21 protein-coding genes are annotated in these 23,827 nt (G+C 68.4%); 4 read left to right on the top strand and 17 right to left on the bottom strand.

Going from position 1 to position 23,827, the window contains the following annotated elements:
* Nucleotides 1-73 precede the first annotated feature (73 nt).
* The 9 genes from ACQCX5_RS10595 to ACQCX5_RS10555 form a co-directional block, all read right to left on the bottom strand.
* The gene (locus tag ACQCX5_RS10595) at nucleotides 74-487 is read right to left on the bottom strand and encodes a DUF1801 domain-containing protein (RefSeq protein WP_434542002.1); all 414 of its coding nucleotides are present in this window, start codon (nucleotides 485-487) and stop codon (nucleotides 74-76) included.
* Between the two features lie 2 nt (nucleotides 488-489).
* Nucleotides 490-1,470, bottom strand: coding sequence for an L-lactate dehydrogenase (locus ACQCX5_RS10590; RefSeq protein ID WP_434542001.1), 981 nt, complete (start codon nucleotides 1,468-1,470; stop codon nucleotides 490-492).
* Nucleotides 1,471-1,480: 10 nt separating this feature from the next.
* Complete coding sequence (locus ACQCX5_RS10585) at nucleotides 1,481-1,732, bottom strand: hypothetical protein (RefSeq protein WP_434542000.1); 252 nt, start codon at nucleotides 1,730-1,732, stop codon at nucleotides 1,481-1,483.
* An 899-nt stretch (nucleotides 1,733-2,631) separates the two neighbouring features.
* On the bottom strand, nucleotides 2,632-3,510 hold the full coding sequence (locus ACQCX5_RS10580) for an exodeoxyribonuclease III (RefSeq protein ID WP_434541999.1): 879 nt from the start codon (nucleotides 3,508-3,510) through the stop codon (nucleotides 2,632-2,634).
* Between the two features lie 10 nt (nucleotides 3,511-3,520).
* On the bottom strand, nucleotides 3,521-4,483 hold the full coding sequence (locus tag ACQCX5_RS10575) for an enoyl-CoA hydratase/isomerase family protein (RefSeq protein ID WP_434541998.1): 963 nt from the start codon (nucleotides 4,481-4,483) through the stop codon (nucleotides 3,521-3,523).
* Nucleotides 4,484-4,498: 15 nt separating this feature from the next.
* Nucleotides 4,499-6,001, bottom strand: a complete 1,503-nt coding sequence (mptB, locus tag ACQCX5_RS10570) for a polyprenol phosphomannose-dependent alpha 1,6 mannosyltransferase MptB (protein WP_434541997.1) — start codon at nucleotides 5,999-6,001, stop codon at nucleotides 4,499-4,501.
* A gap of 14 nt (nucleotides 6,002-6,015) precedes the next feature.
* Entirely contained in the window at nucleotides 6,016-6,447 is a 432-nt protein-coding gene (locus ACQCX5_RS10565; protein ID WP_434541996.1) for a 4Fe-4S binding protein, read from the bottom strand.
* Nucleotides 6,444-7,073, bottom strand: a complete 630-nt coding sequence (locus ACQCX5_RS10560; protein WP_434541995.1) for an NADH-quinone oxidoreductase subunit C — start codon at nucleotides 7,071-7,073, stop codon at nucleotides 6,444-6,446. Before ACQCX5_RS10560 ends, ACQCX5_RS10565 begins: the two co-directional genes overlap by 4 nt.
* The gene (locus ACQCX5_RS10555) at nucleotides 7,070-7,513 is read right to left on the bottom strand and encodes an NADH-quinone oxidoreductase subunit B (RefSeq protein WP_434541994.1); all 444 of its coding nucleotides are present in this window, start codon (nucleotides 7,511-7,513) and stop codon (nucleotides 7,070-7,072) included. The genes ACQCX5_RS10560 and ACQCX5_RS10555 overlap by 4 nt, the downstream gene beginning before the upstream one ends.
* Nucleotides 7,514-7,631: 118 nt before the next feature.
* On the opposite strand from ACQCX5_RS10555, the gene ACQCX5_RS10550 reads away from it, so the two are divergent.
* From ACQCX5_RS10550 to ACQCX5_RS10540, 3 genes are read left to right on the top strand one after another with little or no spacing between them, the layout of a single operon-like run.
* Nucleotides 7,632-9,566 carry a 2-oxoacid:acceptor oxidoreductase subunit alpha gene (locus ACQCX5_RS10550; protein WP_434541993.1) on the top strand — a complete coding sequence of 645 codons (1,935 nt, stop codon included), beginning with the start codon at nucleotides 7,632-7,634 and terminating at the stop codon, nucleotides 9,564-9,566.
* Entirely contained in the window at nucleotides 9,563-10,672 is a 1,110-nt protein-coding gene (locus tag ACQCX5_RS10545) for a 2-oxoacid:ferredoxin oxidoreductase subunit beta (RefSeq protein WP_434541992.1), read from the top strand. Before ACQCX5_RS10550 ends, ACQCX5_RS10545 begins: the two co-directional genes overlap by 4 nt.
* A gap of 51 nt (nucleotides 10,673-10,723) precedes the next feature.
* On the top strand, nucleotides 10,724-12,118 hold the full coding sequence (locus tag ACQCX5_RS10540; RefSeq protein ID WP_434541991.1) for a hypothetical protein: 1,395 nt from the start codon (nucleotides 10,724-10,726) through the stop codon (nucleotides 12,116-12,118).
* A gap of 30 nt (nucleotides 12,119-12,148) precedes the next feature.
* Here the strand turns inward: ACQCX5_RS10540 and ACQCX5_RS10535 are convergent, their stop codons facing one another.
* The 4 genes from ACQCX5_RS10535 to ACQCX5_RS10520 are packed head-to-tail and all read right to left on the bottom strand — an operon-like array spanning nucleotide 12,149 to nucleotide 16,810.
* Nucleotides 12,149-12,829, bottom strand: coding sequence for a LutC/YkgG family protein (locus ACQCX5_RS10535; RefSeq protein ID WP_434541990.1), 681 nt, complete (start codon nucleotides 12,827-12,829; stop codon nucleotides 12,149-12,151).
* The gene (locus tag ACQCX5_RS10530; protein WP_434541989.1) at nucleotides 12,826-14,304 is read right to left on the bottom strand and encodes a lactate utilization protein B; all 1,479 of its coding nucleotides are present in this window, start codon (nucleotides 14,302-14,304) and stop codon (nucleotides 12,826-12,828) included. Before ACQCX5_RS10530 ends, ACQCX5_RS10535 begins: the two co-directional genes overlap by 4 nt.
* Nucleotides 14,301-15,086 (bottom strand): (Fe-S)-binding protein, encoded by a 786-nt coding sequence (locus ACQCX5_RS10525; protein WP_434541988.1) that lies wholly within the window; start codon nucleotides 15,084-15,086, stop codon nucleotides 14,301-14,303. Before ACQCX5_RS10525 ends, ACQCX5_RS10530 begins: the two co-directional genes overlap by 4 nt.
* Before the next feature lie 5 nt (nucleotides 15,087-15,091).
* Nucleotides 15,092-16,810 carry an L-lactate permease gene (locus ACQCX5_RS10520; RefSeq protein WP_434541987.1) on the bottom strand — a complete coding sequence of 573 codons (1,719 nt, stop codon included), beginning with the start codon at nucleotides 16,808-16,810 and terminating at the stop codon, nucleotides 15,092-15,094.
* A 95-nt stretch (nucleotides 16,811-16,905) separates the two neighbouring features.
* Between ACQCX5_RS10520 and ACQCX5_RS10515 the strand changes: the two genes are divergently transcribed.
* Nucleotides 16,906-17,634 (top strand): FadR/GntR family transcriptional regulator, encoded by a 729-nt coding sequence (locus ACQCX5_RS10515; protein WP_434541986.1) that lies wholly within the window; start codon nucleotides 16,906-16,908, stop codon nucleotides 17,632-17,634.
* A gap of 169 nt (nucleotides 17,635-17,803) precedes the next feature.
* Here ACQCX5_RS10515 and ACQCX5_RS10510 read toward each other — a convergent pair whose 3' ends face one another.
* Genes ACQCX5_RS10510 through nuoL form a run of 4 tightly spaced genes read right to left on the bottom strand, consistent with a single transcriptional unit; the run spans nucleotide 17,804 to nucleotide 23,802 of the window.
* The gene (locus tag ACQCX5_RS10510; RefSeq protein ID WP_434541985.1) at nucleotides 17,804-18,778 is read right to left on the bottom strand and encodes a polyprenyl synthetase family protein; all 975 of its coding nucleotides are present in this window, start codon (nucleotides 18,776-18,778) and stop codon (nucleotides 17,804-17,806) included.
* A 53-nt stretch (nucleotides 18,779-18,831) separates the two neighbouring features.
* Entirely contained in the window at nucleotides 18,832-20,412 is a 1,581-nt protein-coding gene (gene nuoN, locus ACQCX5_RS10505) for an NADH-quinone oxidoreductase subunit NuoN (RefSeq protein ID WP_434541984.1), read from the bottom strand.
* Nucleotides 20,409-21,941: an NADH-quinone oxidoreductase subunit M gene (locus ACQCX5_RS10500; RefSeq protein WP_434541983.1), complete on the bottom strand. Its 1,533-nt coding sequence runs from the start codon at nucleotides 21,939-21,941 to the stop codon at nucleotides 20,409-20,411. Before ACQCX5_RS10500 ends, nuoN begins: the two co-directional genes overlap by 4 nt.
* A gap of 13 nt (nucleotides 21,942-21,954) precedes the next feature.
* The gene (gene nuoL / locus ACQCX5_RS10495) at nucleotides 21,955-23,802 is read right to left on the bottom strand and encodes an NADH-quinone oxidoreductase subunit L (protein ID WP_434542206.1); all 1,848 of its coding nucleotides are present in this window, start codon (nucleotides 23,800-23,802) and stop codon (nucleotides 21,955-21,957) included.
* Nucleotides 23,803-23,827 lie beyond the last annotated feature (25 nt).

Here is a 23,827-nt window from a genome sequence, read left to right as displayed (position 1 = left end):
GTAGGCAACTGCGGTGATGCCTGCGGCCGGACGGGTCCATGCCCATCCGGCCGCAGCCATCACGCCCGAGCAGTCAGTCCGAGTTCTGGGCCCACGCCCGCTCGGCGAGCTCGAACAGTACGTCCCGGTCAACATCGCTGAGCCGCTTGATGTACAGGCAGCCCTTGCCGGTGGTGTGCTTGCCCAGCCGGTCGAGCAGGTCGACGTTCGACCCGTAGTACGTCAGCCCGTACAGCGTCAGTGCGGCCTTGCGGTTGGCGAACCCCAGCCGCATCCACTGGTGCTGCTTGCCATCAGCGGTGGTGTAGGTCTGGTCGCCGAAACCGATGATGCCACCGGTCCAGACGACCGGCTGCTCACCGGTGACCTCGCCCAGCAATGCCAGCAGCGCCGTCACGTCAGCGCGGCGACGTTCGTCCTCGATGCCGGCGACCAGTTCGTCGACAGTCTGCGCCGTGGGCCTGGTCTTGCGGTCGGACGCCGCCATGCTCAGCCCTCCTGGGCTGGTGCACTGGCCGTGAGCTCGTCCAACGCGGCGCGCAGCGTGTCGGCTGATGCGCGCAGCTGCTTGCGCTCGGCCACCGACATGGGGATCTCGTAGACCTTCGTCACGCCCTGGCGCCCGATCAGCGACGGCACCGACAGCGCGACGTCGGTGATGCTGCGGTAGTCGTCGAGCACCGTCGAGACCGGCAGGATCACCTGTTCGTCGTTGATGATCGCCTCGACGATGCGCGCCCCGGCCAGGCCGATGGCGTAGTTCGTGGCGCCCTTGCCCTCGATGACCTCGTAGGCGGCGTTGGTGACCGAATGCGCCAGCTCGTCGAGCACCGCGTCGGTGAAGACGGGCTTGCCGTCGCGCTCCCATTCCCGCAGCGGCACCGAGCCGATGGTGGCCGACGACCAGACCGGGAACTCGGTGTCACCGTGTTCACCCATCATGACGGCGTGCACATTGCCCTGCGCGACCTGCGCCTTCTGGGCCAGCATCAGCCGCAACCGGCTGGTGTCGAGCAACGTGCCCGACCCGAACACGCGGCCGGCCGGCAGCCCGGCGATGCGGGTGGCCTCGTAGGTGAGCACGTCGACGGGGTTGGTGACGAGCACGTAGACCGCATCGGGGGCGTGCTCGAGCAGCTGCGGCAGCATCTGGCCCAGGATCTTGACGTTCTTGGCGGCGAGGTCGAGCCGGGTCTGGCCGGGGTTCTGCTTGGCGCCGGCGGTGACGACCACGACGTCCGAGCCCGCCACCACCCCCGGGTCAGAGCCGCCCATCACCTCGGTGACGGGGGTGAACTGGGTGCCGTGCTGCAGGTCTTTGACCTCGGCGACGACCTTGGCCTCGTTGATGTCGTAGAGGGCGACCTGCTGGGCCGATCCCCGGATGATGCTCGCGTAGGCGACGGCAGTGCCGACGGCACCCGCCCCGATGACGCTGAGCTTGGTCAGTTTCTTCGACGTGTTGCGCACGTCACAAACCCTAGCTGTCGTCGCGATCCCCGGCCGAGGGGGTGGTGGGTGCAGGTTCGGCCGGCCGCTTGAACCGCTGCTGTGCACCCTGCTTCGTCAACCCGTAGACCGCACCGATCCGGGCCCACGATGCACCGGCCTCTCGAGCGCGGACGACCGCAGCCTCTTCTTCACGTTCGGCCTTCTCGCGGCGCCGACGGGCGGTGTCCAAAGCCTGCAGCGCATCGGCACGCGGGTCGGGGGTCGGTTCGGTGCTGGCCATGGCCGCATCGTATCGACCGGCCGGTGGGTGCGTTCAAACCTGCGAACGCGGCACAGGTGCCAGTTGTGCCACCGATCCAGCCCCACCAGCATGCGGACGAGGCACCGTGCCACTTGTGCAAGATCACCGACCCCACCCCCAGCCGCGCACTGCCCCGGCACGGGCACGTCCACCCACCAGGACCCGCCCCAACCTGCAGAACTGACACCAGCGCCAGTTGTGCCACCGTTCCAGCCCCACCAACGTGCGGACGAGGCACTGGTGCCACTTGTGCAGGAACGCGGCCCACACCAGCCCCGCGGACATCCCAGCCCAGGCCCGTCCACCCACCGGGACCCACCCAAACCTGCGAACGCGGCACGAGTGCCAGTTGTGCCACCGATCCAGCCCCACCAACGTGCGGACGAGGCACTGGTGCCACTTGTGCAGGAACGCGGCCCACACCAGCCCCGCGGACATCCCAGCCCAGGCCCGTCCAGCCACCCAGGACCCACCCAAACCTGCGAACGCGGCACGAGTGCCAGTTGTGCCACCGATCCAGCCCCACCAACGTGCGGACGAGGCACCCGTGCCACTTGTGCAAGATCACCGACCACGCCCCCGACACGCCGCCAGTCAACAAGCAGTTGACATCACCGTCAACACCTGATTGACTCACACGTCAATGAAACCTTGACACCACGAAGGGGGTGGACACACATGGCGAAGGACAAGAAGAAGAAGAAGGACAAGAAGAAGTCGAAGAAGAAGTGACTCGCGGGCTCAGCAGAGCCCTGATCGATCAGCGGGCCGGGCCTGCCCCACGGGGGCGCCCGGCCCGCCGTCGTCCCCGCCGTCGCGCCCGCCGTCGTCCCCGCCGTCGTCCCCGCCGTCGCGCCCCGGACCCCCTCCCCCAAACCTCAGAGGTCGTAGTCGACACTCACCGGGGCATGGTCACTGATCCGAGCCTCGTACGACTCGTCACGATCAGTACCCCCCACACGCGCCAGCGCCGCCAGCCCGGGAGTTGCCAGGTGGTAGTCGATGCGCCAGCCCGAGTCATTCGTCCACGCCTGGCCGCGCCACGACCACCACGAGTACGGCCCCTTCACCCCGGGGTGCAACGAACGCACCACATCGACGAGCCGGCGAGGCCCCACCAGCGACGTCAACCACTCCCGTTCGACCGGCAGGAAGCCGGGGTTGCGCACATTGCCCGCGGCATTGGCCAGGTCGTCGGCCGTGTGGGCGATGTTCACGTCGCCCATCAGCAGGTAGTGCCTGCCCCGGGCGGCCGCCGCCCGCCGGGCGCGGGTCACCTGTTTGGCGAACCCTGCCATGAACGCGAGCTTGGCCTCGTACGCGGGTTCGGTGTCGTCGCTCGGTCGTCCGCCTTTGGGCACGTAGACCGACGCGACGGTCACAGGCGCGTCGGCCAGGTCGACCTCGAGGTAGCGCCCGTGCCCCCGGAAGTAGCCGAGCTCTCGCGCCAGCGGCACCTGCTCGACGGCCAATGGCTGCGGCTCCGTCGTCGATGTCGCGCCGACGACCGCATCACCCCACGAGCGGACGGCCGCGACCGGGGTGCGCGTCAGCACGGCGACGCCGTTGCGTCCCGGGATGGTGCCGGACTCATAGGTCAGCAGGTAGTCGCCGAGCACCTCGAGCGGCAGTTCACCGACGGGGCAGCGCACCTCTTGCAGCGCGATGACATCGGGTTGGCGTCGCGCGAGCCACTCCCCCAACCCCCGGCGGGACGCCGCCCGCAGACCATTGACGTTCAGGGTCGAGATGCGCATGCGGCACAGGTTATCGGGCCTCGAACATGCCCAGCACCTCGTCGCGTGACACCTCGGCCAGTGACCCGTGCCGCCACTGCGGGTTGCGGTCCTTGTCGACCAGCTGGGCCCGCACGCCCTCGGCGAAGTCCGAGTCGTGCATGAAGTTCTCGCCCAGCACCTGGTCGACCTCGGTGACGGCCCGCACGGTCGGTGCGTTCGCCGAGCGACGCAGCAGTTCGAGGGTGACCGCCACCGACAGCGGGCTGCGTCCCGAGATGACCGCAGCCGTCTCGCGCGCCGCCGGGTCGGCATGCTCGCCCAGGCGACCGACGATCTCGACGGCGTCATCACCGGCCATGCACTCGTCGATCCAGCCGCGATTGACCGTCAGCCACGAGTCGTCCGGGTGGGTGGCCAGCTCGTCGGTCTCGGTCAGTAGCCCGGCCCACAGCGCCGACGAGGCGTCGACGGGGTTGCCGGTCAGCGCCATCCAGGTGCCCGTCTGGCCGGGCATCCGCGACAACTCGAACGTCGCCCCGACATCGGGGAACAGTCCGATGCCGACCTCTGGCATTGCCAGCGACGTGGTGTGGGTGCCGATGCGACGGGTGCCATGCAGCGACAGGCCCATGCCGCCGCCCATGGTGATGCCGTCCATCACCGACCACACCGGCTTGGGATATTCGGCGATCAGCGCGTTGATCGGGTATTCGAGCTCGAAGAATGCCACTGCCTGTTCAGGGCGGCCCTCGACGATGTGCTGGCGCAGCGCCCGCACGTCGGCACCCGAGCACATGCCCCGCTCGCCCGCACCCGTGATCTCGATGCGCTGCACCCGCTCGTCGTGCTGCCATTCCTGCAGCGCAGCGCCGATGCCCGCCATCATCTCGTGGGTCAGCGCATTGATGGCCCGGGGCCGGTTCAACCGGATCGCGCCGATGCCATCATGCACACCCAGGATCAGCTCGGGTTCGGTGGTGGCCTGGCTCATCGGCGGGTCCTCTCGCTAGGGGGCGTTTCGCTGCTTCTCGCGCTGGCGGGCCGCTCGCCGGTGCCGGCGCTGGGCCTTCAGGTCTTCGGTGCGACTCTGCCAGAAATACAGCCCGATCGCGGCCACGCCCAGCGACAGCGCCCCGTTGCGGAAGGCCAGGTTGATGGCCGCGTACGACAGCAGGACGACCGTCGCCCAGACCGCCACCCGGATGGCCTTGGGGCTCGGCTTGGCCAGTGGCAGCAGCAGCCCGCCCCACAGCACGTACCACGAGTGCAGCGCGGGCGCGCAGATTGCGACCGCCAGGTAGGAGTACGACAGGAACGTCATCGGACGACGCCTGGCCACCGTCACCGCCAGTGTGCCCACGATGGCGACGCTGGTGAGCAGGCCCACCGATCGCGACCAGCGCACGGCCCCCTCGGCCCCGGACTGCCAGCCGACCACGTCGAAGACCCACGACAGAGCCTGACCGATGACGGTGAACGGGCTGACCGTGACCACCAGGCCGGGCACGTTGACTGCGTTCAGCCAGCCGAACCCGAGCCCGGTCAGCCACGACACCCCCGCGAACGTGCCGATGGCCAGCGTCATGGCGGCCATGGCCCGCGCAATGATGTCCAGGGTCTCGCCGAGTTCGAGTCTGCGCCACGGCCTGTGGACGAGTGGCAACGCGTAGGCCGCCAGCAGTGCCGGCTGCTTGATGGCCGCCGCGACCCCGATGATCACCGCCCCCGGCACCCAACCCCAGCCCACGATGCGGGTGAGCCACAGCGCCAGCACCACCAGCCCCATCATCAGGGCGTCGTTGTGGGCGCCGCCGATGAAGTCGATGACCAGCACCGGGTTGAGCGTGGCGAACCAGGCCGCGCTGGCCGGGTCAATCTTCATGCGGGCGGCCAACCGCGGCAGCAGGGCACCGATCAGGGCGACGCCGACCAGTGCCGGCACCCGCATCACCACGGCTGAGATGTAGGGGTCGTGCCCGACCAGGTCGACCAGGAAATGTTGCAGTTGCAGGCTCAGCGGCCCGTACGGCGCCGGGGTGAACCGCCACACCCAGGCCACCTGGTCGGCGAACCCGCCGGGCAGCACCCCGGGTCCCTGTTCATAGGGGTTGATGCCGTTGTGCACGAGCCAGCCCTGCGCCGCATACGAATACGCGTCGTGGCTGAAGATCGGCGGCGCCAGCACGAACGGCCCGCCCCAGATGATCAGCACCGCCCAGTGGCGCACGTGCCTGTAGGCCTCGACCATGCGGTCATCACCCCAAGGACGCAGCCTGAACCACGCCGACACCAGCAGCGCCACCCCCGCCAGCACCAGGCCGGTGCCGATGATCTCGGCGACGGGGTTGTCGAGTTTGAGCGCGCGCATCGCCGGCCAGAACGGCGAGGCCTGCGGCAGGTAGGCCGGGGTGAACGAGCCGATCGTGATCAGCACGGTGCCAAAGAAGCCGCGGCGCACATGGTTGATGCGCCACGCATCGCGCACCTGTTCCGCGCGCAGGGTGAGCACCCTGCGCAGCCACCTCAGCACGGCGTGCCCGGCGGCTGGACGTCAGTCTGGGCGGCTGGCACTTCACCGGCGTGGGCCAGCACCGTCCGGTCGTGCACCAGGTCGGCTCGGCGATCAACCCCGGCCACATGAGCGCCCGCCCATTCGAGCGCGTCGAAGGGGCATTCGTCGATGCAGATGCCGCAGTACATGCACAGCGACCAGTCGATGTCGAAGCTGTCGAGCACGTTGTGGCGGCGTTCGCGGCCGCGGCCCGCCTGCCCGGCTGCGGCCGGCCCATCGGCTTCGCTGTGCGACTCGATGTGGATGCACCACGTCGGGCATTCGCGCACGCAGATCATGCACGAGGTGCACTTCGACTCGATGAGCCGGATCGACCCGTGCTGCACCACGCCGGTCTGCCCAACACCCTGCTGAACAACACCCTGCCGGCTCGGCTCGCTCATCGTCGCCTCCTGACCCGGCCACCGGTCAGGGCCTGGGTGACCTCGTCGGCCTGCGCCGGGTCGCCGGGGGCGCGCTCGCCCCACACCTGCGGGTCGGGCACCCCTGCCGGGGCCATGCGCCGCCGGCTGGCCTGGGCGGTGTCGTCGGGGTCCTTCGACCCCGGCCACGGCTGGACGACCCTCGCCCCGAGCACCACATGCTTGAGCATGGGCGGGCTCGACTCGATGCCCTCGGCCCGGTGCACCAGCAACGGATGGTCGTCGCCGCCCTCGAAAACCACCCCGAAGAAGTCGTGTGCCTCGCGCTCATGCCACACCGCGCCCGGCACCACCCCGGCCAGCGAGCTGAGCTGCGGTGCCTCGCGCGGCACCCGGGTGTGCACCTGCAGCCCGCTGGGTGTGCCGTCGTCGGCCCAGTGCACCAGCCGGCAGACCACGCGGATGACCTCGGTGCCGTCGGCATCGGGGCGTCCGATCTCGTCGATGGCGTGCAGGGAGTCGAACCAGGGATGGGTCGCGAGCGCCGCGGCGACTGCGGTCATCCAGTCATCAGGGGCCACCTGGCGCACCTGGTCATCGGGGCCCATGCCTTCGTTGACACCGCCGAGGGGAAAGCGGGTGGTCATCGGTTGCTCCCCGGGGTGGCAGCCAACTGTTCGCGCAACGACTCGATGTGCCCGGCCAGCGCAGATGGCGGGGGCGGGCAGCCGGCGATGTAGTGGTCGACGTCCACCAACTGGTCGACACCCTTGGTCACCGAGTACGAGTCCCAGTAGGGCCCGCCCGCGGCGGCACAGGCGCCGAAGCTGACCACGTGCACCCGTCCGTCCGGCGACTGACCACCCATCGACTGACCACCCAGCCCCGCAATGGTGTCGGCCACGAGCGGCGCGACCACATCGGTCAGCGTGCCCGAGACGACGGCGACGACGAGCGCGCCGTGGGGCACGCGGTCGAGCCGTGGGGCGCCTTCGGGCATGGCGAACTCGGTTTCGACGGCGCAACATGCCAGCGCCAGGTCGACCACGACGATCGACCCGTCCGAGAACCAGTCCACAATCTGCACCCCACCACAGTAATGGTCCGGCCCGGCGGACGCGCTGACCCCGCGTCTGACCCTTCGGTGGCCCCTGCGCACAAGGGGGTAGGCTTGCCGGGTACCCCTGATCGCAGAAAGAAGAGCCGTGACGCAGGACGCCTCCGTCCCCCGCAACCAGCACCACGCCGCCAGTGTCCACACGCTGGACCGGGTGGTCATCAGATTCGCAGGCGACTCCGGTGACGGCATGCAGTTGACCGGCGACCGCTTCACCGCCGAAGCGGCGGCGTTCGGCAATGACATCTCGACGTTGCCCAACTTCCCCGCCGAGATCCGGGCACCGCAGGGCACGCTGCCGGGCGTCTCGAGCTTCCAGTTGCACTTCGCCAACTACGACATCGTCACCCCCGGCGACCGCCCCGACGTGCTGGTGGCGATGAACCCCGCCGCACTCAAGGCCAACATCGCCGACCTGGTGCACGGTGGCCTGCTGATCGTCGACACGGCCGAGTTCACCAAGCGCAACCTGGCCAAGGTGGCCTATGAGTCGAACCCGCTCGAGGACGATTCGCTGCAGGGCTACCACCTGGTCGCGCTCGACCTGACGGCGCTGGCGCTGGGCGCGGTCAAGGAGTTTGATCTTGGTCGCAAGGACGGCAGCCGCACCAAGAACATGTTTGCGCTGGGCCTGTTGACCTGGCTCTACAGCCGCGAGACCGAATCGACCATCCGCTTTCTGCAGACCAAGTTCGCGAACAAGCCCGCGATCCGCGATGCGAACATCGCCGCCTTCAAGGCCGGTCATGCCTATGGCGAGACCGTCGAGGAATTCGCCGTGCGCTTCGAGGTCTCGCCCGCCCCGATGCCGGCGGGCACCTACCGCCAGGTGACCGGCAACCTCGCCACCGCCTATGGCCTGATCACCGCCGCCCACAAGGCGGGCCTGCAATTGTTCCTGGGGTCCTACCCCATCACGCCGGCCTCAGACATCCTGCACGAGCTCAGCCGCCGCAAGGCCCAGAACGTGATCACGTTCCAGGCCGAGGACGAGATCGCCGGTGTGGGCGCAGCCCTGGGTGCCTCGTTCGCCGGCGCACTCGGCGTGACCACCACCTCGGGCCCCGGCCTCGCACTGAAGGCCGAGACCATCGGCCTGGGTGTGATGACCGAACTGCCCCTCGTGGTCATCGACGTGCAGCGCGCAGGGCCGTCCACGGGCATGCCGACCAAGACTGAACAGGCCGACCTGATGCAGGCGATGTTCGGGCGCAACGGCGAGGCCCCCGTGCCGGTGCTGGCCGCACAGTCGCCGTCCGACTGCTTCGAGACCGCCATCGAGGCGTGCCGCATCGCGATCACCTACCGCACGCCCGTGATCATGCTGTCCGACGGCTACCTGGCCAACGGCGCCGAGCCGTGGCAGGTGCCCGACCTGGCCGCGATCGAGCCGATCGACCCGCGCTTCGCCACCGAGCCGAACGCCACGGCTGCTGACGGCAGCCCCCGGTTCCTGCCCTACCAGCGCGACGAGTTCGGCGCCCGGCCGTGGGCCATCCCCGGCACCCCGGGCCTGGAACACCGCCTGGGTGGCATCGAGAAGTCCGCGGGGCTGGGAAATGTCTCGTACGACCCGGCCAACCACGAGGCGATGGTGCATGCGCGCGCCGACAAGGTGGCGGGCATCGTGCGCGACATCCCCGACCTGGTCGTGGACGACCCGAGCGACGAGGCCCGCGTGCTGGTGCTCGGGTGGGGCTCGACCTATGGACCGATCACCGCCGCCGTGCGCCGGGTGCGCGCCACCCACCGCCACATCGCCCAGGTGCACGTGCGCCACCTCAACCCGCTGCCTGCCAACCTCGGCGACATCGTGCGCCGCTACGACAAGGTCGTCGTGCCCGAGATGAACATGGGCCAGTTCACCATGCTGCTGCGCAGCCACTACCTGGTCGATGCCGAATGCATCAGCCGGGTGCGGGGCCTGCCGATCTCGCCGAGCGACCTCGCCGGCGAACTGGTGCACCGCATCGATGCCGTGGGGGGCCAGCCCGCCCACGAGATGAAGGAGCAGAACGCATGACCGCCACCGACCACACCGCCGAAACCCGGACCGCCGAAACCCGGACCGCCGAAACCCGTGGCCTGCGTGGCCTCACCGGGGTGCCGCTGTCGCTCGAGCCGCTCAAGCGCAAGGACTTCACCAGCGACCAGGAGGTGCGCTGGTGCCCCGGTTGCGGTGACTACGCCATCCTGGCGGCATTCCAGGGCCTGATGCCCGCGATGGGCATCACCCGTGAGAACACCGTGATCATCTCGGGCATCGGCTGCGCCTCGCGGTTCCCGTACTACGTCGATTCCTATGGCATGCACTCAATCCATGGTCGGGCACCGTCGATTGCCACGGGCGTGGCCGTGAGCCGTCCTGATCTTGGTGTCTGGGTCGTCACCGGCGACGGGGATGCGCTCTCGATCGGCGGCAACCACCTGATCCATGCCATGCGCCGCAACGTCAACATGACGATCATGCTGTTCAACAATCGCATCTACGGCCTGACCAAGGGCCAGTACTCCCCCACCTCAGAAATGGGCAAGGTCACCAAGTCGACCCCGATGGGTTCGCTCGACCAGCCGTTCAACGCGGTGAGCCTGGCGCTCGGCGCCGAGGCCAGCTTCGTGGCGCGCACCATCGACTCCGACCGCACCCACCTGACCAGCGTGCTCACCCAGGCCGCGAGCATCCGCGGCACGAAGTTGATCGAGATCTACCAGAACTGCCCGATCTTCAACGACGGTGCGTTCGACGCGCTCAAGGGGCCCGAAGCGGCCGAGGCGGTCATCCCGCTCGAGCACGGCGAGCCGATCGTGTTCGGCACCGACCAGCACAAGGGCGTCGTGATGAACCCCGACGGCACGTTGAGCGTGCACGAGGTGGCCGAGGTCGGCATCGACGCGATCCTGCGCCACGATGCCCACCGCAACGACCCGGGGCTGGCATTCCAGTTGTCGCGGCTGACCGATGTCGGGGTCATCCACCAGGCCCCGATCGGCGTCTTCCGTTCGGTCGAGCGACCCGCCTATGACGACCAGGTGCGCGACCAGTTGGCCACGGCCACCGGCGGGGAACCCGATTCGGCGGCATCGCTGCAGGCCGTGCTGGCCGGGCGTGACACGTGGACGGTGCGCTGAATCCCTGCCGGGTACCCTGAACCGAGGCGAGGTTCCGGCGAAGGGTGGCGCATGTCTGGGCAGGGCGGGCACGACGATGGCGCAACCGTGTTTCGTCCCCAGTCAGCGCCGCCACCGTTCCAACCGCACACACCGGGCCCGGACGAGGGCACCCGCATCGTCCCCCGCACCGGCACCACCGAGACCGGTTCGGAATCGACCCGCATCGTCTCGCGCCACCAGGACGGGCCACCGAGCCCTGCCCAGAGCTGGGTCAGCGACGAATCCTGGCAGCGCCAGACCGGCACCCCCTCGTCGATCCCGCCGATCAATGCCTCGCAGGTGCCGACATTCCCGCAGTTCCAGGCCGGCCAGGTCAACGACTGGGCGGCCTATTCCATGCCGGAGGACCGGTTCGTCGCCCCACCCGAGCAGCGCACGCGGCAGCGCCAACCCCTGCCCGTCAAGAAGGTGCTCGGCTGGGGCCTCGCGGTCGTGCTGCTCGCCGTGGTCGCCGGTGTGGGCTATGTGACGTTCTTCCGCAAGCCCGCCGTCGACCCGAACGTGCACGTGCCGGTGTCGACGACGGCGCAGGTGCAGGTGCTGCGCGGCGACGAGGTCGTGCGGCAGTACCTGCAGGCGCTGGCGGCCGGTGACGTCGCCAAGGCCCGCAGCCTCGGGCCCCTGGGCGGGTCCGGGTCGACCGCGTTGATCTCGCGACAGGCGTTCGCCGCATCCCTGAAGGCCGCCCCCATCACCGACATCGTGGTGCCCACCACCGATGAGAACGCCACCGACATCCCGGCCACCTACAAGATCGGCGGCAAGGAGTACACGGCGCGGTTCAGGGTGAAGAAGGTCGAATCGGGCACCTGGACGATGGAGCGCACGACGGTGACGTTCCGCATGCGCGGCACTTCAGTCGACAACGTGCCGCTGATCGTCAACGGCGTGCGCATCGACTGGGAGACGCCGCTGGAGCTGTTCCCCGGCTACTACCCCGTCAGCACCGGACTGCCGTTCGTCGCCTACAACAGCTCGGACGCGCTGACCGTGGTGAACCTGGGCTACACCGACATCACCGACCATCCCGTGACGCCGGTGCTGACCGAGCCGGGGCTGACCGCGTTCAAGCAGGCAGTCAATGCCTCGCTCGACATGTGTGTCTCGCGCAAGGAGCTCTCGCCGGCGAACTGCCCCATGGGGTTCCAGTCGTCGAGGCCGGTGGTGCCGTCCTCGGTGGTGTGGCAGAAGGCGAACGACCCGGTCTCGACGGCCAAGCCGGGTCTGGTCGCCACCGACCAGTCGAAGGTCGAGGCGCTGCTCACCCCGCACTTCACGCTGTCGTTGACGTTCACCGACCAGGGTCGGCTGAACAATTCGCCGATTGAGTCACGGGCGATCGCCACGGCCGTGATGACCGTCGGCGATGCGTCCGCGATCAAGGTCGAGTGGCGCAACGTCTAGGTCGGTGCCCGGGTCGGCCGCCCAGGACCACTAGTCCACCAGGATCACGTACAGCGTCCTGGGCCCGTGCACGCCCTCGACCCGGCTGAGCTCGATGTCGCTGGTCGCCGAGCCGCCGCTGAGCCACGTCACCGGACGACGCGCGCGCATCGCCGGGGCCAGCGCCGCGACGCCCTCGGGCACGTCACTGACCACCTGGTCGGCCCGGACGATGCAGACGTGGCGGTCCGGCAGCAGCGTCAGCGCGCGACGCCCCTGCCCGGCCGAATGGTCGAGCGCGATCGTGCCCGAATCGGCCATCGCCACGGCGCACGTCGTCACCACCGTGTCGACCTCGTTGAGTTCCGCGTGGGTCAGCTGGGGTTCGTCCGAAACAAGTTCGACCCCGGACGACCGGAGCGCCTCGGCCCAGGCGGCATCGAGGCCGGCCGGGAGCACCACCCGCTGGGCATCGACCGCCGACATGGCCCCCGCCAACGCCGCAGCCACCTGGTCATGGCCCACACGCACGACCACAGCCTGGTAGTCCTCGACCTTCTCGACAAAGTCGGCCAGCACGTCGGGGGTGGGCAGTGCGGTGCCATAGGTCCAGGTGATCGGCACATCGGTGGCCGGGTCGGCCTCGGTCACGTCGGTCAAGGCGGCCCGCACATTGGCGAGCACGCGGTCGCGGGCGGTCATCGCTGGCGGGTTGATCGTTGGCGGGTTCATCGTCCCTGCTCCTCATGTTCCTTGCGCCACCACTGGCGGAATGTCTGCTTCGGTGGGGCCTCGACGTCACGGGCCTGCAGCCAGCGCGAGGCCAGTGGGATCGGCATCGGGCCGATCGGGCGGCCGTTGAAGACCTGCCCGGCCAGTCGCGAGGCGACCTGCACCTTTTCGAGGTGTGTGCCATCGGCCATCACCCAGCCGGCGGCCTTCATCAGCGCCTGCTCACCGGTGGGGTGCTGGGCGGTCTTGTGCTCGACGACCTTGTGGCGCAGGTGCACCAGGATGTCGGTGAACGGGATCTTGACGGGGCACACGTCGTTGCAGGCCCCGCACAGGCTCGACGCGAACGGCAGGGCCTGGTCTACCAAGCTCCCGAGCCCACGCAGCTGGGGGTTGAGGATCGCACCGATCGGTCCCGGGTAGGGCGAACCGTAGGCGTGCCCGCCGGCGCGTTCATAGACGGGGCAGATGTTCAGGCACGCCGAACACCTGATGCACCGCAGCGCCGCCCGGCCGGTCGGGTCGGACAGCACCCGCGAGCGGCCGTTGTCGAGCAGCACCACGTGCAGGTCCTGGGGACCGTCCGCCCCGGGGGCGCCGGTCCACATCGAGGTGTAGGGGTTCATGCGCTCACCGGTGGACGAGCGGGGCAGCAGCTTGAGGAACACTTCGAGGTCTTCGAGCGTGGGCACCAGCTTCTCGATGCCGACCACCGAGACGAGCGTCTCGGGCAGCGTCAGGCACATGCGGCCGTTGCCCTCGGACTCGACGATCACCAGCGTGCCCGTCTCGGCGACGATGAAGTTGGCCCCCGAGACGGCCATCCTGGCGCGCAGGAACTTCTCGCGCAGGTGTGCCCGCGAGGCGGCCGCCAGTTCGGTGGGGTCGTCGCTGATCCCCTCGGGGGCGGGCTTGCCGTAGCGGCCCATCTCTTCGATGAAGATGTCGCGCACCTCGGTGCGGTTGCGATGGATCGCCGGCACCAGGATGTGGCTGGGCAGGTCGTGGCCCAGCTGCACGATCAACTCGGCCAGGTCGGTCTCCCAGGCGGCGATGCCGTTGGCCTCGAGGTGTTCGTTCAGGTCGATCTCCTGGGTGACCATCGACTTGATCTTGACGACCTCGTTGACCTGCTTCGCGTGCGCGATGTCGGTGATGATCTTGTTCGCCTCGGCGGCGGTCTCGGCCCAGTGCACCGTGATGCCGGCGGCCTGCATGGCGGCCTCGGCCTGCAGCAGGTAGTGGTCGAGGTGGCGCCCCACCCGGTTCTTGATCTGTTCGCCCGCGGTCCGCAGGTCGTCCCAGTTGTCGACCTCGGACGCGCGGGTGGCGCGCTTGGCGCGGATCGTGTGGGTGGCGTGGGTCAGGTTGCGTCGCTGCTGGTCCTTGGTGAGTTCGGTCTTGACGGCCTCGGGGAAGGGCGGCATGCCCAGGAAGGTCTGGTACGGGGCCGGGGTGAGTCGTTCGGTGGTCATCGCTGCTGCTCCTTTGCAGGGGCGGGGGCTGTGCTGGCCAGGATTTCGGCCAGGTGGATGGTGCGCACCGGCGCCTGGTCACGGTGCAGCACACCGCCGATGTTCATCAGGCAGGCGTGGTCACCTGCGACCAGGTATTCGGCGCCGGTGCCGGTGACGTTGCGGGCCTTGTCGGTGGCCATGGCAATCGACATGTCGGAATTCTTGAGCGAGAAGGTGCCGCCGAACCCGCAGCACTGGTCCTTCTCGGGCAGGTCGACCAGTTCGATGCCGCCCACGGCGCGCAGCAGGCGCATGGGCCGGTCGCCGACCTTGGCCACCCGCATGGAATGGCAGGTCGGGTGGTAGGTGACCTTGTGGGGGAACCAGGCGCCGACATCCTCGACGCCGAGCACGTCGATGATGAACTCGGTGAGGTCATAGGTGCGGGCCGCCACCACCTTCGCCTCGGCGGCGAGTGCCTCGTCCCCGATGCTGTTGGCCAGCATCTCGTGCTGGTGGCGCACCGAACCGACGCACGAACCCGAGGGCGCCACGATGTAGTCGTACTCGCCGAACGTGCGCACGTAGTTGCGCACGGTGTCGATGGCCTGGTCGAAATAGCCGGTGTTGGTCATGATCTGGCCACAACAGGTCTGGCTGCGGGGAAACTCGACGGTGCAGCCCAGGCGTTCGAGCACCGCGACAGTGGCCTGCGGCACGGACGGCTTCATGGTGTCGGCGATGCAGGTGGCGAACAGTGCCACGGTGGGGCCGGTGGGTGTGGGGTTGGTCATGGTCATTCCTTTCAGGGCAGCAGCCAGCTGAGGACGGGGGTGGACATGAGTCCGGTGAGCACACACATGAGGGCCAGCAGCGCGATGCTCCAGCCGAAGACCTTGCGCAGGATGACCGACTCGGCGCCGGCCAGCCCGATCGCGGTGGCCGCGATGGTCAGCGACTGGGGTGAGATCATCTTGCCCACGACGCCACCGGCCGCGTTGGATCCGACGAGCAAAGCCCGCATGCCCTCGACACCCAGGTGGGTGCCGGGGCCGATCTGGTAACCGACACTCGACTGCAGGCCCGAGAACAGGATGTTGGCCGAGGTGTCCGACCCGGTGACGTAGGTGCCGATCCAGCCGAGCACAGGGGCGAGCGCGGCGTAGATGGCGCCGGCACCGGCGACGAACATGCCCAGTGCGAGGGTCTGGCCCGAGTCGCCCATCACATAGGCCAGGGCGACGACCAGGCCGATCGTCAGGGCGGCGAACCGCATGCGGACAACGTTCTTCCACAACACCCCGAAAATCTGCTTCAGCGACATCTTGTAGATCAGGCCGGTCGAGATGGCGACCAGCGCCAGCAGGATGCCGGGGGTGGAGGCCCAGCCCAGGGTGAAGTGCTGGTGGGCCGATGGGTCGCCGGAGGCGTTCATCAACTGCGAGAGCCCGGGCCAGGCGATCGTGAGGTCGGTCGAGGACAGCGCACGTTTGACGGCAGGAATGGCGGCGACCGCGAAGACTGCGATCACCATCAGGTAGGGCACCAGGGCCATGACGATGCGACGGGCGGTCAGCGGTGCCTCGTCCTGGACCGCGGCCTGCTGGGCTGCGGTCCCGGCCGCGTCGCGCCGGTAGCCGCGTTCGGCCTCGGCATCCATGGGCACGCCGATGCGCGCCCGCGAGGCCTCTCCCCCACGCGGTTTCCAGAACCGCAGGACGACGATCGCCACGCCGACGCTGACCACGGCGGCGAACAGTTCGGTGAGGTTGTACAGCTGGGTCGACGACACGATCCACTTGGTGGCACCGAAGGCCAGGGCAATCGCCAGCCCGATGGGCCAGCATTCAGCCAGGCCCTTGCGTCCGTCCATGACCCACAACAGCGCGAACGGCACCACGAGGCACAGCAACGCGGTGATGCGGCCGGTGATGGGGGCGATGGCCAGCACGTCGTCGAAACCGCCGGTGCGGGCTGCCATGAGCACGGGCAGGCCGACGGCGCCGAAGGCGACGGGCACCGTGTTGGCCAGCAGCGCGATGACGGCGCTGCGCAGTGGCGAGAAGCCGACGGCGATCAGCATCGCGGCGGTGATGGCCACGGGGGCCCCGTAGCCCGCGAGGGCCTCGAGCAGGCCGCCGAAGCAGAAGGCCACGATGAGCCCGACCACGCGGGGGTCGTCCGAGATCAGGAAGAACGTGCGGCGCAGGTCTTCGAAGCGGCCCGAGGCCACGGTGACCTCGTACATCCAGATCGCGGTCAGCAGGATCCAGACGATCGGGAACAGGCCGTAGACGAAGCCGTGGGCACTGGTGGACAGCGCCTGCACGACTGGCATCTTGAAGGCCAGCACCGCCACGAGCAGGGCCACGCCCCACGAGAAGGCGCCGGCCACATGCGCTTTCCAGCGCAACAGGCCCAGGGTCACCAGCATCGCCAGGATCGGCAGCAGGGCAAGCATGGCCGAGAGCCACTGGCGGCCCAGCGGGTCGGTGCTGGGCGTGAAAACTTCGAGCATCACCATCAAACTCCGTTGTTCATTGGTCCTACCATTAAAGGTAGGACCATTAGAACACCAAGGTTGGGTGCCGATCAACGGGGGCATGCCAAAATGGTCCGATGGACGCCAGCACCCCCGAGGGGACCGGACACGGGACTGGACTACGGCGCGGCTTCGAGATCGCCCTGGGCTGGGTCACCGACGAGATCCTGGGTGGGCGGGTGCAGCCCGGTGACCGGCTGCCTGCAGAACGCGACCTGGCCGCCCAGTTGGGCGTGAGCCGGGGGGCGGTGCGCGAGGCAATGCGGGCGCTGCAGGCCCAGGGGGTGATCACCTCGCAGGTGGGTCATGTGGGGGGCAACAGCATCTCGCAGGGCCAGGGTGCCTCGTTCGGGCGCATCCTGCGCCTGCACCTGGCGCTGCAGTCGGTGTCATACGACGAGCTCACCGAGACCCGTGTGCTGCTGGAACGCGCTGCGACCGGGGCTGCGGCCACAGCTGCTTCAGCCGACGACCTCGACGCGCTGGGCCGGTTGAGCCGCGAGATGGCGGCGACGCCGGCCCCTGAGGCATTCAACGCCCTGGACACCCGCTTTCACGTGGGCATCGCGCAGGCGGCCCAGAACCGGCTGATCCGTGACCTGACGATCGCGGTGCGTGAAGCGGTGGCCTCGCACATCCTGGGGGCCGAGCAGCGCCTGGGTGGGCAATGGACGAGCGTGCGCCTGGGGCTGGTGGCCGAGCACGACGCGATCCTGGCCGCGCTGCGGGACGGCGATGCCGAGAGTGCCGCGCGGCTGGCTGAAGAGCATGTGCGCGGGGCCCATCGGATCCTGCTGCAGGGGTAGGTGTGGGGCGGGGCTGGGCCGCTGCCCCACCAGACAAACTCGCATCAGCGCAACGATGTCTGGCCCGAAACCCCCAGCCGGGCGAAAAACTCGCACCAGCGCATATTTGTCGGGGCTGGGCTCGTCCACGGCGACCGACACCACCAGCCCGGCCCCGACCAGGACCCGCTCAGCTCACCCGGTTCGCAATGTCGTCACAGACCCGCAGCAGGGCATCCTTCGCCTGGCCCTCGGGCAGCACGGCCAGGTGCCCCCGGGCCAGCTCTGCCCGGCGGTTCACTTCGGCCCGCGCGGCCTCGATCACCGGGTGGGCCCGCAATTCGGCGAGCACTGAGGCCAGCTCGGCCTCGTCGGCCAGGTCGGCGTCGATCCGTGCGACCAGGGCCGCATCAGCTGCGTCGTCCGAGGCCCGCAGCATCAGCGTCGGCAGTGTCGCCACGCCCTCACGCAGGTCGGTACCGGGGGTCTTGCCGGTGGCATCGCTGGTGATGTCGATGATGTCGTCCGAGAGCTGGAAGACCAGGCCGATCTCTTCACCGAACGCCCGCAACGCCTCGAGCTCGTCGGCAGTCGCCCCACCGACCATGCCGCCGAACACGGCTGAGGTCGAGATCAGTGAACCGGTCTTGTCGGCGATCACCTGCAGGTAGTGGGCCAGTGCGTCGTCGCCGTTGCCGGGCCCGCGGGTCTCGGCGATCTGGCCCTGCACCAGGCGTGCGAACGTTTCGGCCTGCAGGGCGACGTAGTCCAGGCCGAGCGTCGCGACCGTGGACGAAGCCCGCGCGAACAGGTAGTCGCCGACCATGATCGCGACGCTGTTGCCGTACCGGGCGTTGGCCGAGTCGGCCCCGCGGCGCAGGTCGGCCTCGTCCATGACGTCGTCGTGGTACAGGCTCGCGACATGGGTCAGCTCGACGACGCAGGCGGCGCGGACGAGGGCCTCGACATCGACCTCGCCACCGAATGAGCTGGCCAGCACCACCAGCAGCGGGCGGAAGCGCTTGCCGCCTGCGGCGATGATGTGGTTGGCGGCCTCGGTGACGAACGGGGTGTCGGCACCGGCCAGGTCTGCCAGCCGCTGCTCGATCAGTGCGAGCTTGTCGGCCGTTTCGGCAGAGAAGACGTCGTCGACCAGGTCAGTCACAGCTTCCCCTCAACAGGTTGGTGGGGGCCCGGGCAGGTGCCCGGGCCCGGGGCTCAGCGCAGGAACTCCGAAGCCCGGATGGCCAAGTCTGCCAGCGGACCGCTCCAGACACCCAATGCGAGGGTGCCCAGCGCGCAGACGATGATCACGGTCCAGGTCATCCAGCTGGGCTGGTCGACCGTGACACCCTCGGCGGGTTCACCGGGCTCGATGAAGAACATGATCACGACGAAGCGCAGGTAGAAGTAGGCGGCCACCAGGCTCATCACCACGGCCACCAGCACCAGCCATGCATAGCCACCGGCCCAGGCCGCCAGGAAGACCTGCAGCTTGCCGATGAAGCCGGCGGTGAGCGGGATGCCGGCGAAGCTCAGCATGAACAGCGCCATCAGCGTGGCGACCAGCGGGTTCTTGCGGCCCAGCCCGGCCCAGGCGGCCATGTGGTTGGCCTCGCCGCCGGCCTTGCGCACCATCATCACGATGGCGAACGCGCCGAGCGTCGCCAGGCCGTAGGCGACCATGTAGAACAGCACCGACGAGACCGAACCGGCCAGGGCGTTGTTGCCGTTGTCGGCGGTGACGCCACCGGCGATCGCGACCATCAGGAAGCCCGCGTGGGCGATCGAGGAGTAGGCCAGCATGCGCTTGATGTCACTCTGGCTCAGCGCGATCACCGAGCCGACGAGCATGGTCAGCACCGACAGCAACGCGACGAGCGGCTGCCAGTCCCACTGGATGCCACCGAGGCCAACGTAGAGCAGGCGCATCATCGCGATGACGGCGGCCGCCTTGGTGGCGATGGCCATGTAGGCGGTGATCTGGGTGGGGGCACCGGTGTAGACGTCAGGCGTCCAGGCGTGGAACGGCACCGCACCAATCTTGAACAGCAGGGCCACCAGCGTCAGCACCATGCCGCCATCCAGCAGCGTCGGGTTCGACTGGGTGTTGGCCTGCACGGCGATCGACAGGTCGCTGAGGCGCAGCGAGCCCGAGAAGCCGTACAGCAGCGCGGCGCCGTACAGGAAGATCGCGCTGGTCAGCGAGCCGAGCATGAAGTACTTCAGTGCGGCCTCCTGGCTCAGCAGGCGACGGCGGCGTGCCATGCCCGAGAGCAGGTAGAGCGGCAGCGAGAAGATCTCGAGGGCCACGAACATGGTGATGAAGTCGTTCGCCGAGGCGAACAGCATCATGCCGAAGGTTGCGAACATCACCAGCGGGTAGACCTCGGTGTGCTCGTGGCGCACCTCGAAGGCCTTGGCCTCGAGCTGCGACCCAGGCACCGACGAGGCCATCGGGGTGAAGTTGGTGGCCCCCTGGTTGAGCTTGCGCTCGCTGATCAGGAACATGGCGAGGATCGTCGCGATGATCAGCAGTGCCCAGATGAAGTGCGTGGGGCCGTCGGTGGTGACCGAACCCAGCGCGTGCACTCCGTGCTCTTTGGTGCGCCAGTTCTGGATGGTCATCGCCAGCGCGCCGAGCAAGCCGAGCGCCGTGACAATCATCTGTGCCTCGTCCCGCAGGCCCTTCTTGATGACGCCCTCGATCAGGACGCCGAAGGCCGCAGCCGCGAACATGATGATCAGCGGCGCCAGCGCGGCATAGTCGAGTTGCACCTCGAATGCGAGCGGGCTCATCGGTTGCCTCCCGTGGTCGGGTCGGTCATGCCAATCTGCGACATGGTGTCCTTCGAGGAAGTGTCGAGCACCGCTGTCACGGGCTTCGGGTAGAAGCCGAAGAACAGGATCAGTGCGATGAGCAGTGCCATGACGGAGCGTTCCCGCCCGCCAAGGTCGGTCGTGATGGTCTCGGCCACCTCATCGGTGACCGGGCCCGTCATCGTGCGCTGGTAGGCCAGCAGCACGTACAGGGCTGCCAGCACCATGCCGATGGTCGAGATGGCGGCATGCCAGGGGAAGCGCTGCCACGTGCCGGTGATCACCAGGAATTCACCGACGAACGACGACGTGCCGGGCAGCGACAGGGCCGACAGGCCGGCCACCAGGAAGGTGCCCGCCAGCAGCGGCGCGACCTTCTGGACGCCGCCGAACGCCGGGATCCAGGCCGTGCCGCGTCGGTCGACCAGGAAGCCGACCACCAGGAACAGCGCCGCCGTCGAGAAGCCGTGCGCCAGCATGTAGAAGCCGGTGCCGGTGATCGAGGTGGTGGTGAAGGCGAAGATGCCCAGCACCATGAACCCGAAGTGGCTCACCGAGGTGTAGCTGATCAGGCGCAACAGGTCCTTCTCGCCGATCGCCATCAGGGCGCCGTAGACGATGCTGACCAGCGCCAGCACCATCACCACGGGCGCGGCCCAGCGGCTGGCATCGGGGAAGATCTCGAGGCACAGCCGCAGCATGCCGAACGTGCCGATCTTGTCGAGGATGCCGACCAGCAGCGTCGAGGCGCCCGGACGGGCCTGCTCGGCGGTGTCGGGCAGCCAGGTGTGCACCGGCACCATCGGGGCCTTGATCGCGAACGCGATGAAGAAGCCGAGGAAGATGAGTCGTCCGGTCGTCGAATCGAAGTTCATCGACGCCAGGTCACTGAACAGGAAGCTGACGGTGCCCTGGTTGGCCGACTCGGCGCCGACACCGACGACGCTGAACAGCATCACCAGGCCACCGGCCAGCGAATAGATCAGGAACTTCAGCGCCGCCGCGCCACGCTTCGGGCCGCCCCAGCCGCCGATGAGGAAGTACATCGGGATGAGGGTGGCCTCGAAGAAGATGTAGAACAGCAGCACATCGGCGCTCATGAAGCACAGCAGCGCAAAGCTCTCGAGCATCAGCGCCAGGCCAAAGAACACCCCGGTGCCCCAGCGGCGGTTGCCCACGATGCCGTGGCGCGCGCCCTCGCTGGTGTTGTCACCGACATGCCATTCGGCGATCAGCACGATCGGCACCACGATCACGGTGAGCAACACCATGACCATGCTCAGGCCGTTGTCGCTGAGCGCGTAGTGGGCGCCGATGGTGGCGATCCACTGGTAGCGCTCCGAGAGGTCTTCAGTGCGGGCGGCGATGTAGACATAAACGCCCAGGGCGAGGGTGATGACCGAGAACACGATGCCCGACCACTTCGCAGCCTGGCCACGCAGTGCGAGCGTGACCAGCGATCCGAACAGGGGCACCAGCGCCAGGATGGTCAACCAAGCGAACGACATTTCCTCTCCCAGCTCAGGCCAGACGGCCCAGGTAAAGGGCGGCAGCGATCAGCAGCACACCGAAGATCATGGTCAGGGCGTAGCTGCGCACGAAGCCGTTCTGCACGCGACGCAGGGCGCTCGACATGCCGCCGAACAGGCCCGCGCTGCCGCGCACCGCACCGTCGACGACCTCGTCATCGAACGTCTGCAGCTGGCCGACCAGCGCCTCACCGGGCTTCTGGAACGCGTAGGTGTTCACATCGTCGCCGAACAGGTCACGACGACCGGCCAGCACCAGCGGGTTGCGGGTCTCGGGCTGCGTCTCGGGGACGTCGCGCCGGTGCAGCACCCAGCCGATGAGCACGCCGACCGCGACGGTGGCCATGGTCAGCCAACCGACGGTCGTGATGTGCAGCAAGCCCGTGGTGTGCGGGTGCTCCTCGCCGACCGCGGGGGCCAGCCAGGTGCCGATCCACCCGTTCATGGCAATACCGGCGCCGATGCTGAGCACGGCCAGCACGATCAGCGGGATGGTCATGACCAGTGGTGATTCGTGCGGGTGCACGCCGTCCTTCCAGCGTTTCTGGCCGAAGAAGGTCATCATCATCAGGCGCGTCATGTAGTACGCGGTGATGCCGGCGCCCAGCAGGGCGAGCAGGCCGAACACCAGGCCCTTGTCCCAGGCGGCCTCGATGATGTGGTCTTTGGAATAGAAGCCCGAGGTGAACGGGAAGCCGATGATCGCCAGGTAGCCCATGGCGAAGGTCACGAACGTGATCGGCATGTACTTGGCCAGCCCGCCGTACCGGCGCATGTCGACGTCGTCGTTCATGCCGTGCATCACCGAACCGGCACCCAGGAACATGTTGGCCTTGAAGAAGCCGTGGGTGAGCAGGTGGAAGATCGCGAAGGCGGCACCTGCCGGGCCGATGCCGGCCGCGAGCATCATGTACCCGATCTGGCTCATGGTCGAACCGGCGAGTACCTTCTTGATGTCGTCCTTCGACGTGCCGATCCAGGCACCGAACAGCAGCGTCACCGTACCGACGATCGCGACGGCGAGCGCCGCCTCGGGGGCGAGGGTGTAGATCGGGTGGCTGCGCACGACCAGGTAGACACCGGCGGTGACCATGGTGGCGGCGTGGATGAGCGCAGAAACCGGGGTCGGGCCCTCCATGGCGTCGAGCAGCCAGGACTGCAGCGGCACCTGGGCCGACTTGCCACACGCGCCGAGCAGCAGCAGGAAGCCAATGAGCACGACCCAGCCGTTGCCGACCTCACCGATACCGACTGCGACGTCGTGGAAGTTGAGCGAACCGACCTGGGCGAGCAGCGCGGCCATGGCCATGACCATGCCAAGGTCACCGACGCGGTTGACGACGAAGGCCTTCTTCGCGGCTGCGGCCGCCGAGGGCTTGTGCTGCCAGAAGCCGATGAGCAGGTACGAGGCCAGGCCCACGCCCTCCCAGCCGACGAACAGCAGCAGGTAGTTGTCGGCCAGCACCAGCACCAGCATCGCGGCGATGAACAGGTTCAGGTAGGCGAAGAAGCGGCGACGGTTCTCGTCGTGGGCCATGTAGCCGATCGAATAGATGTGGATCAGCGAACCCACGCCCGTGATCAGCAGCACGAACACGATCGAGAGCTGGTCGACCAGCAGGCTGACGTCGAAGGTCCAGTTGCCGGTGGCGAGCCATTCATAGACCGGCACCTGCACGGCGCGCTGGCCGGCGTCGCGGCCCAGCAGGTCGATGAACAGCGCCAGCCCGATGGCGAACGAGGCGATGGGCGCCAGGGTGGCGAGATAGTGGCCCCAGCCGTTGGTGGCCTTGCCGCCGACCAGCAGCAGCGCGGCGATGACCAGCGGGATGGCGATCATCAGCCAGGCCGACGAGAACAGCCCT

Source organism: Aestuariimicrobium sp. G57 (genome assembly GCF_050110855.1).
GTDB lineage: Bacteria > Actinomycetota > Actinomycetes > Propionibacteriales > Propionibacteriaceae > Aestuariimicrobium.
This window is presented reverse-complemented; position numbering and strand designations above follow the sequence as displayed.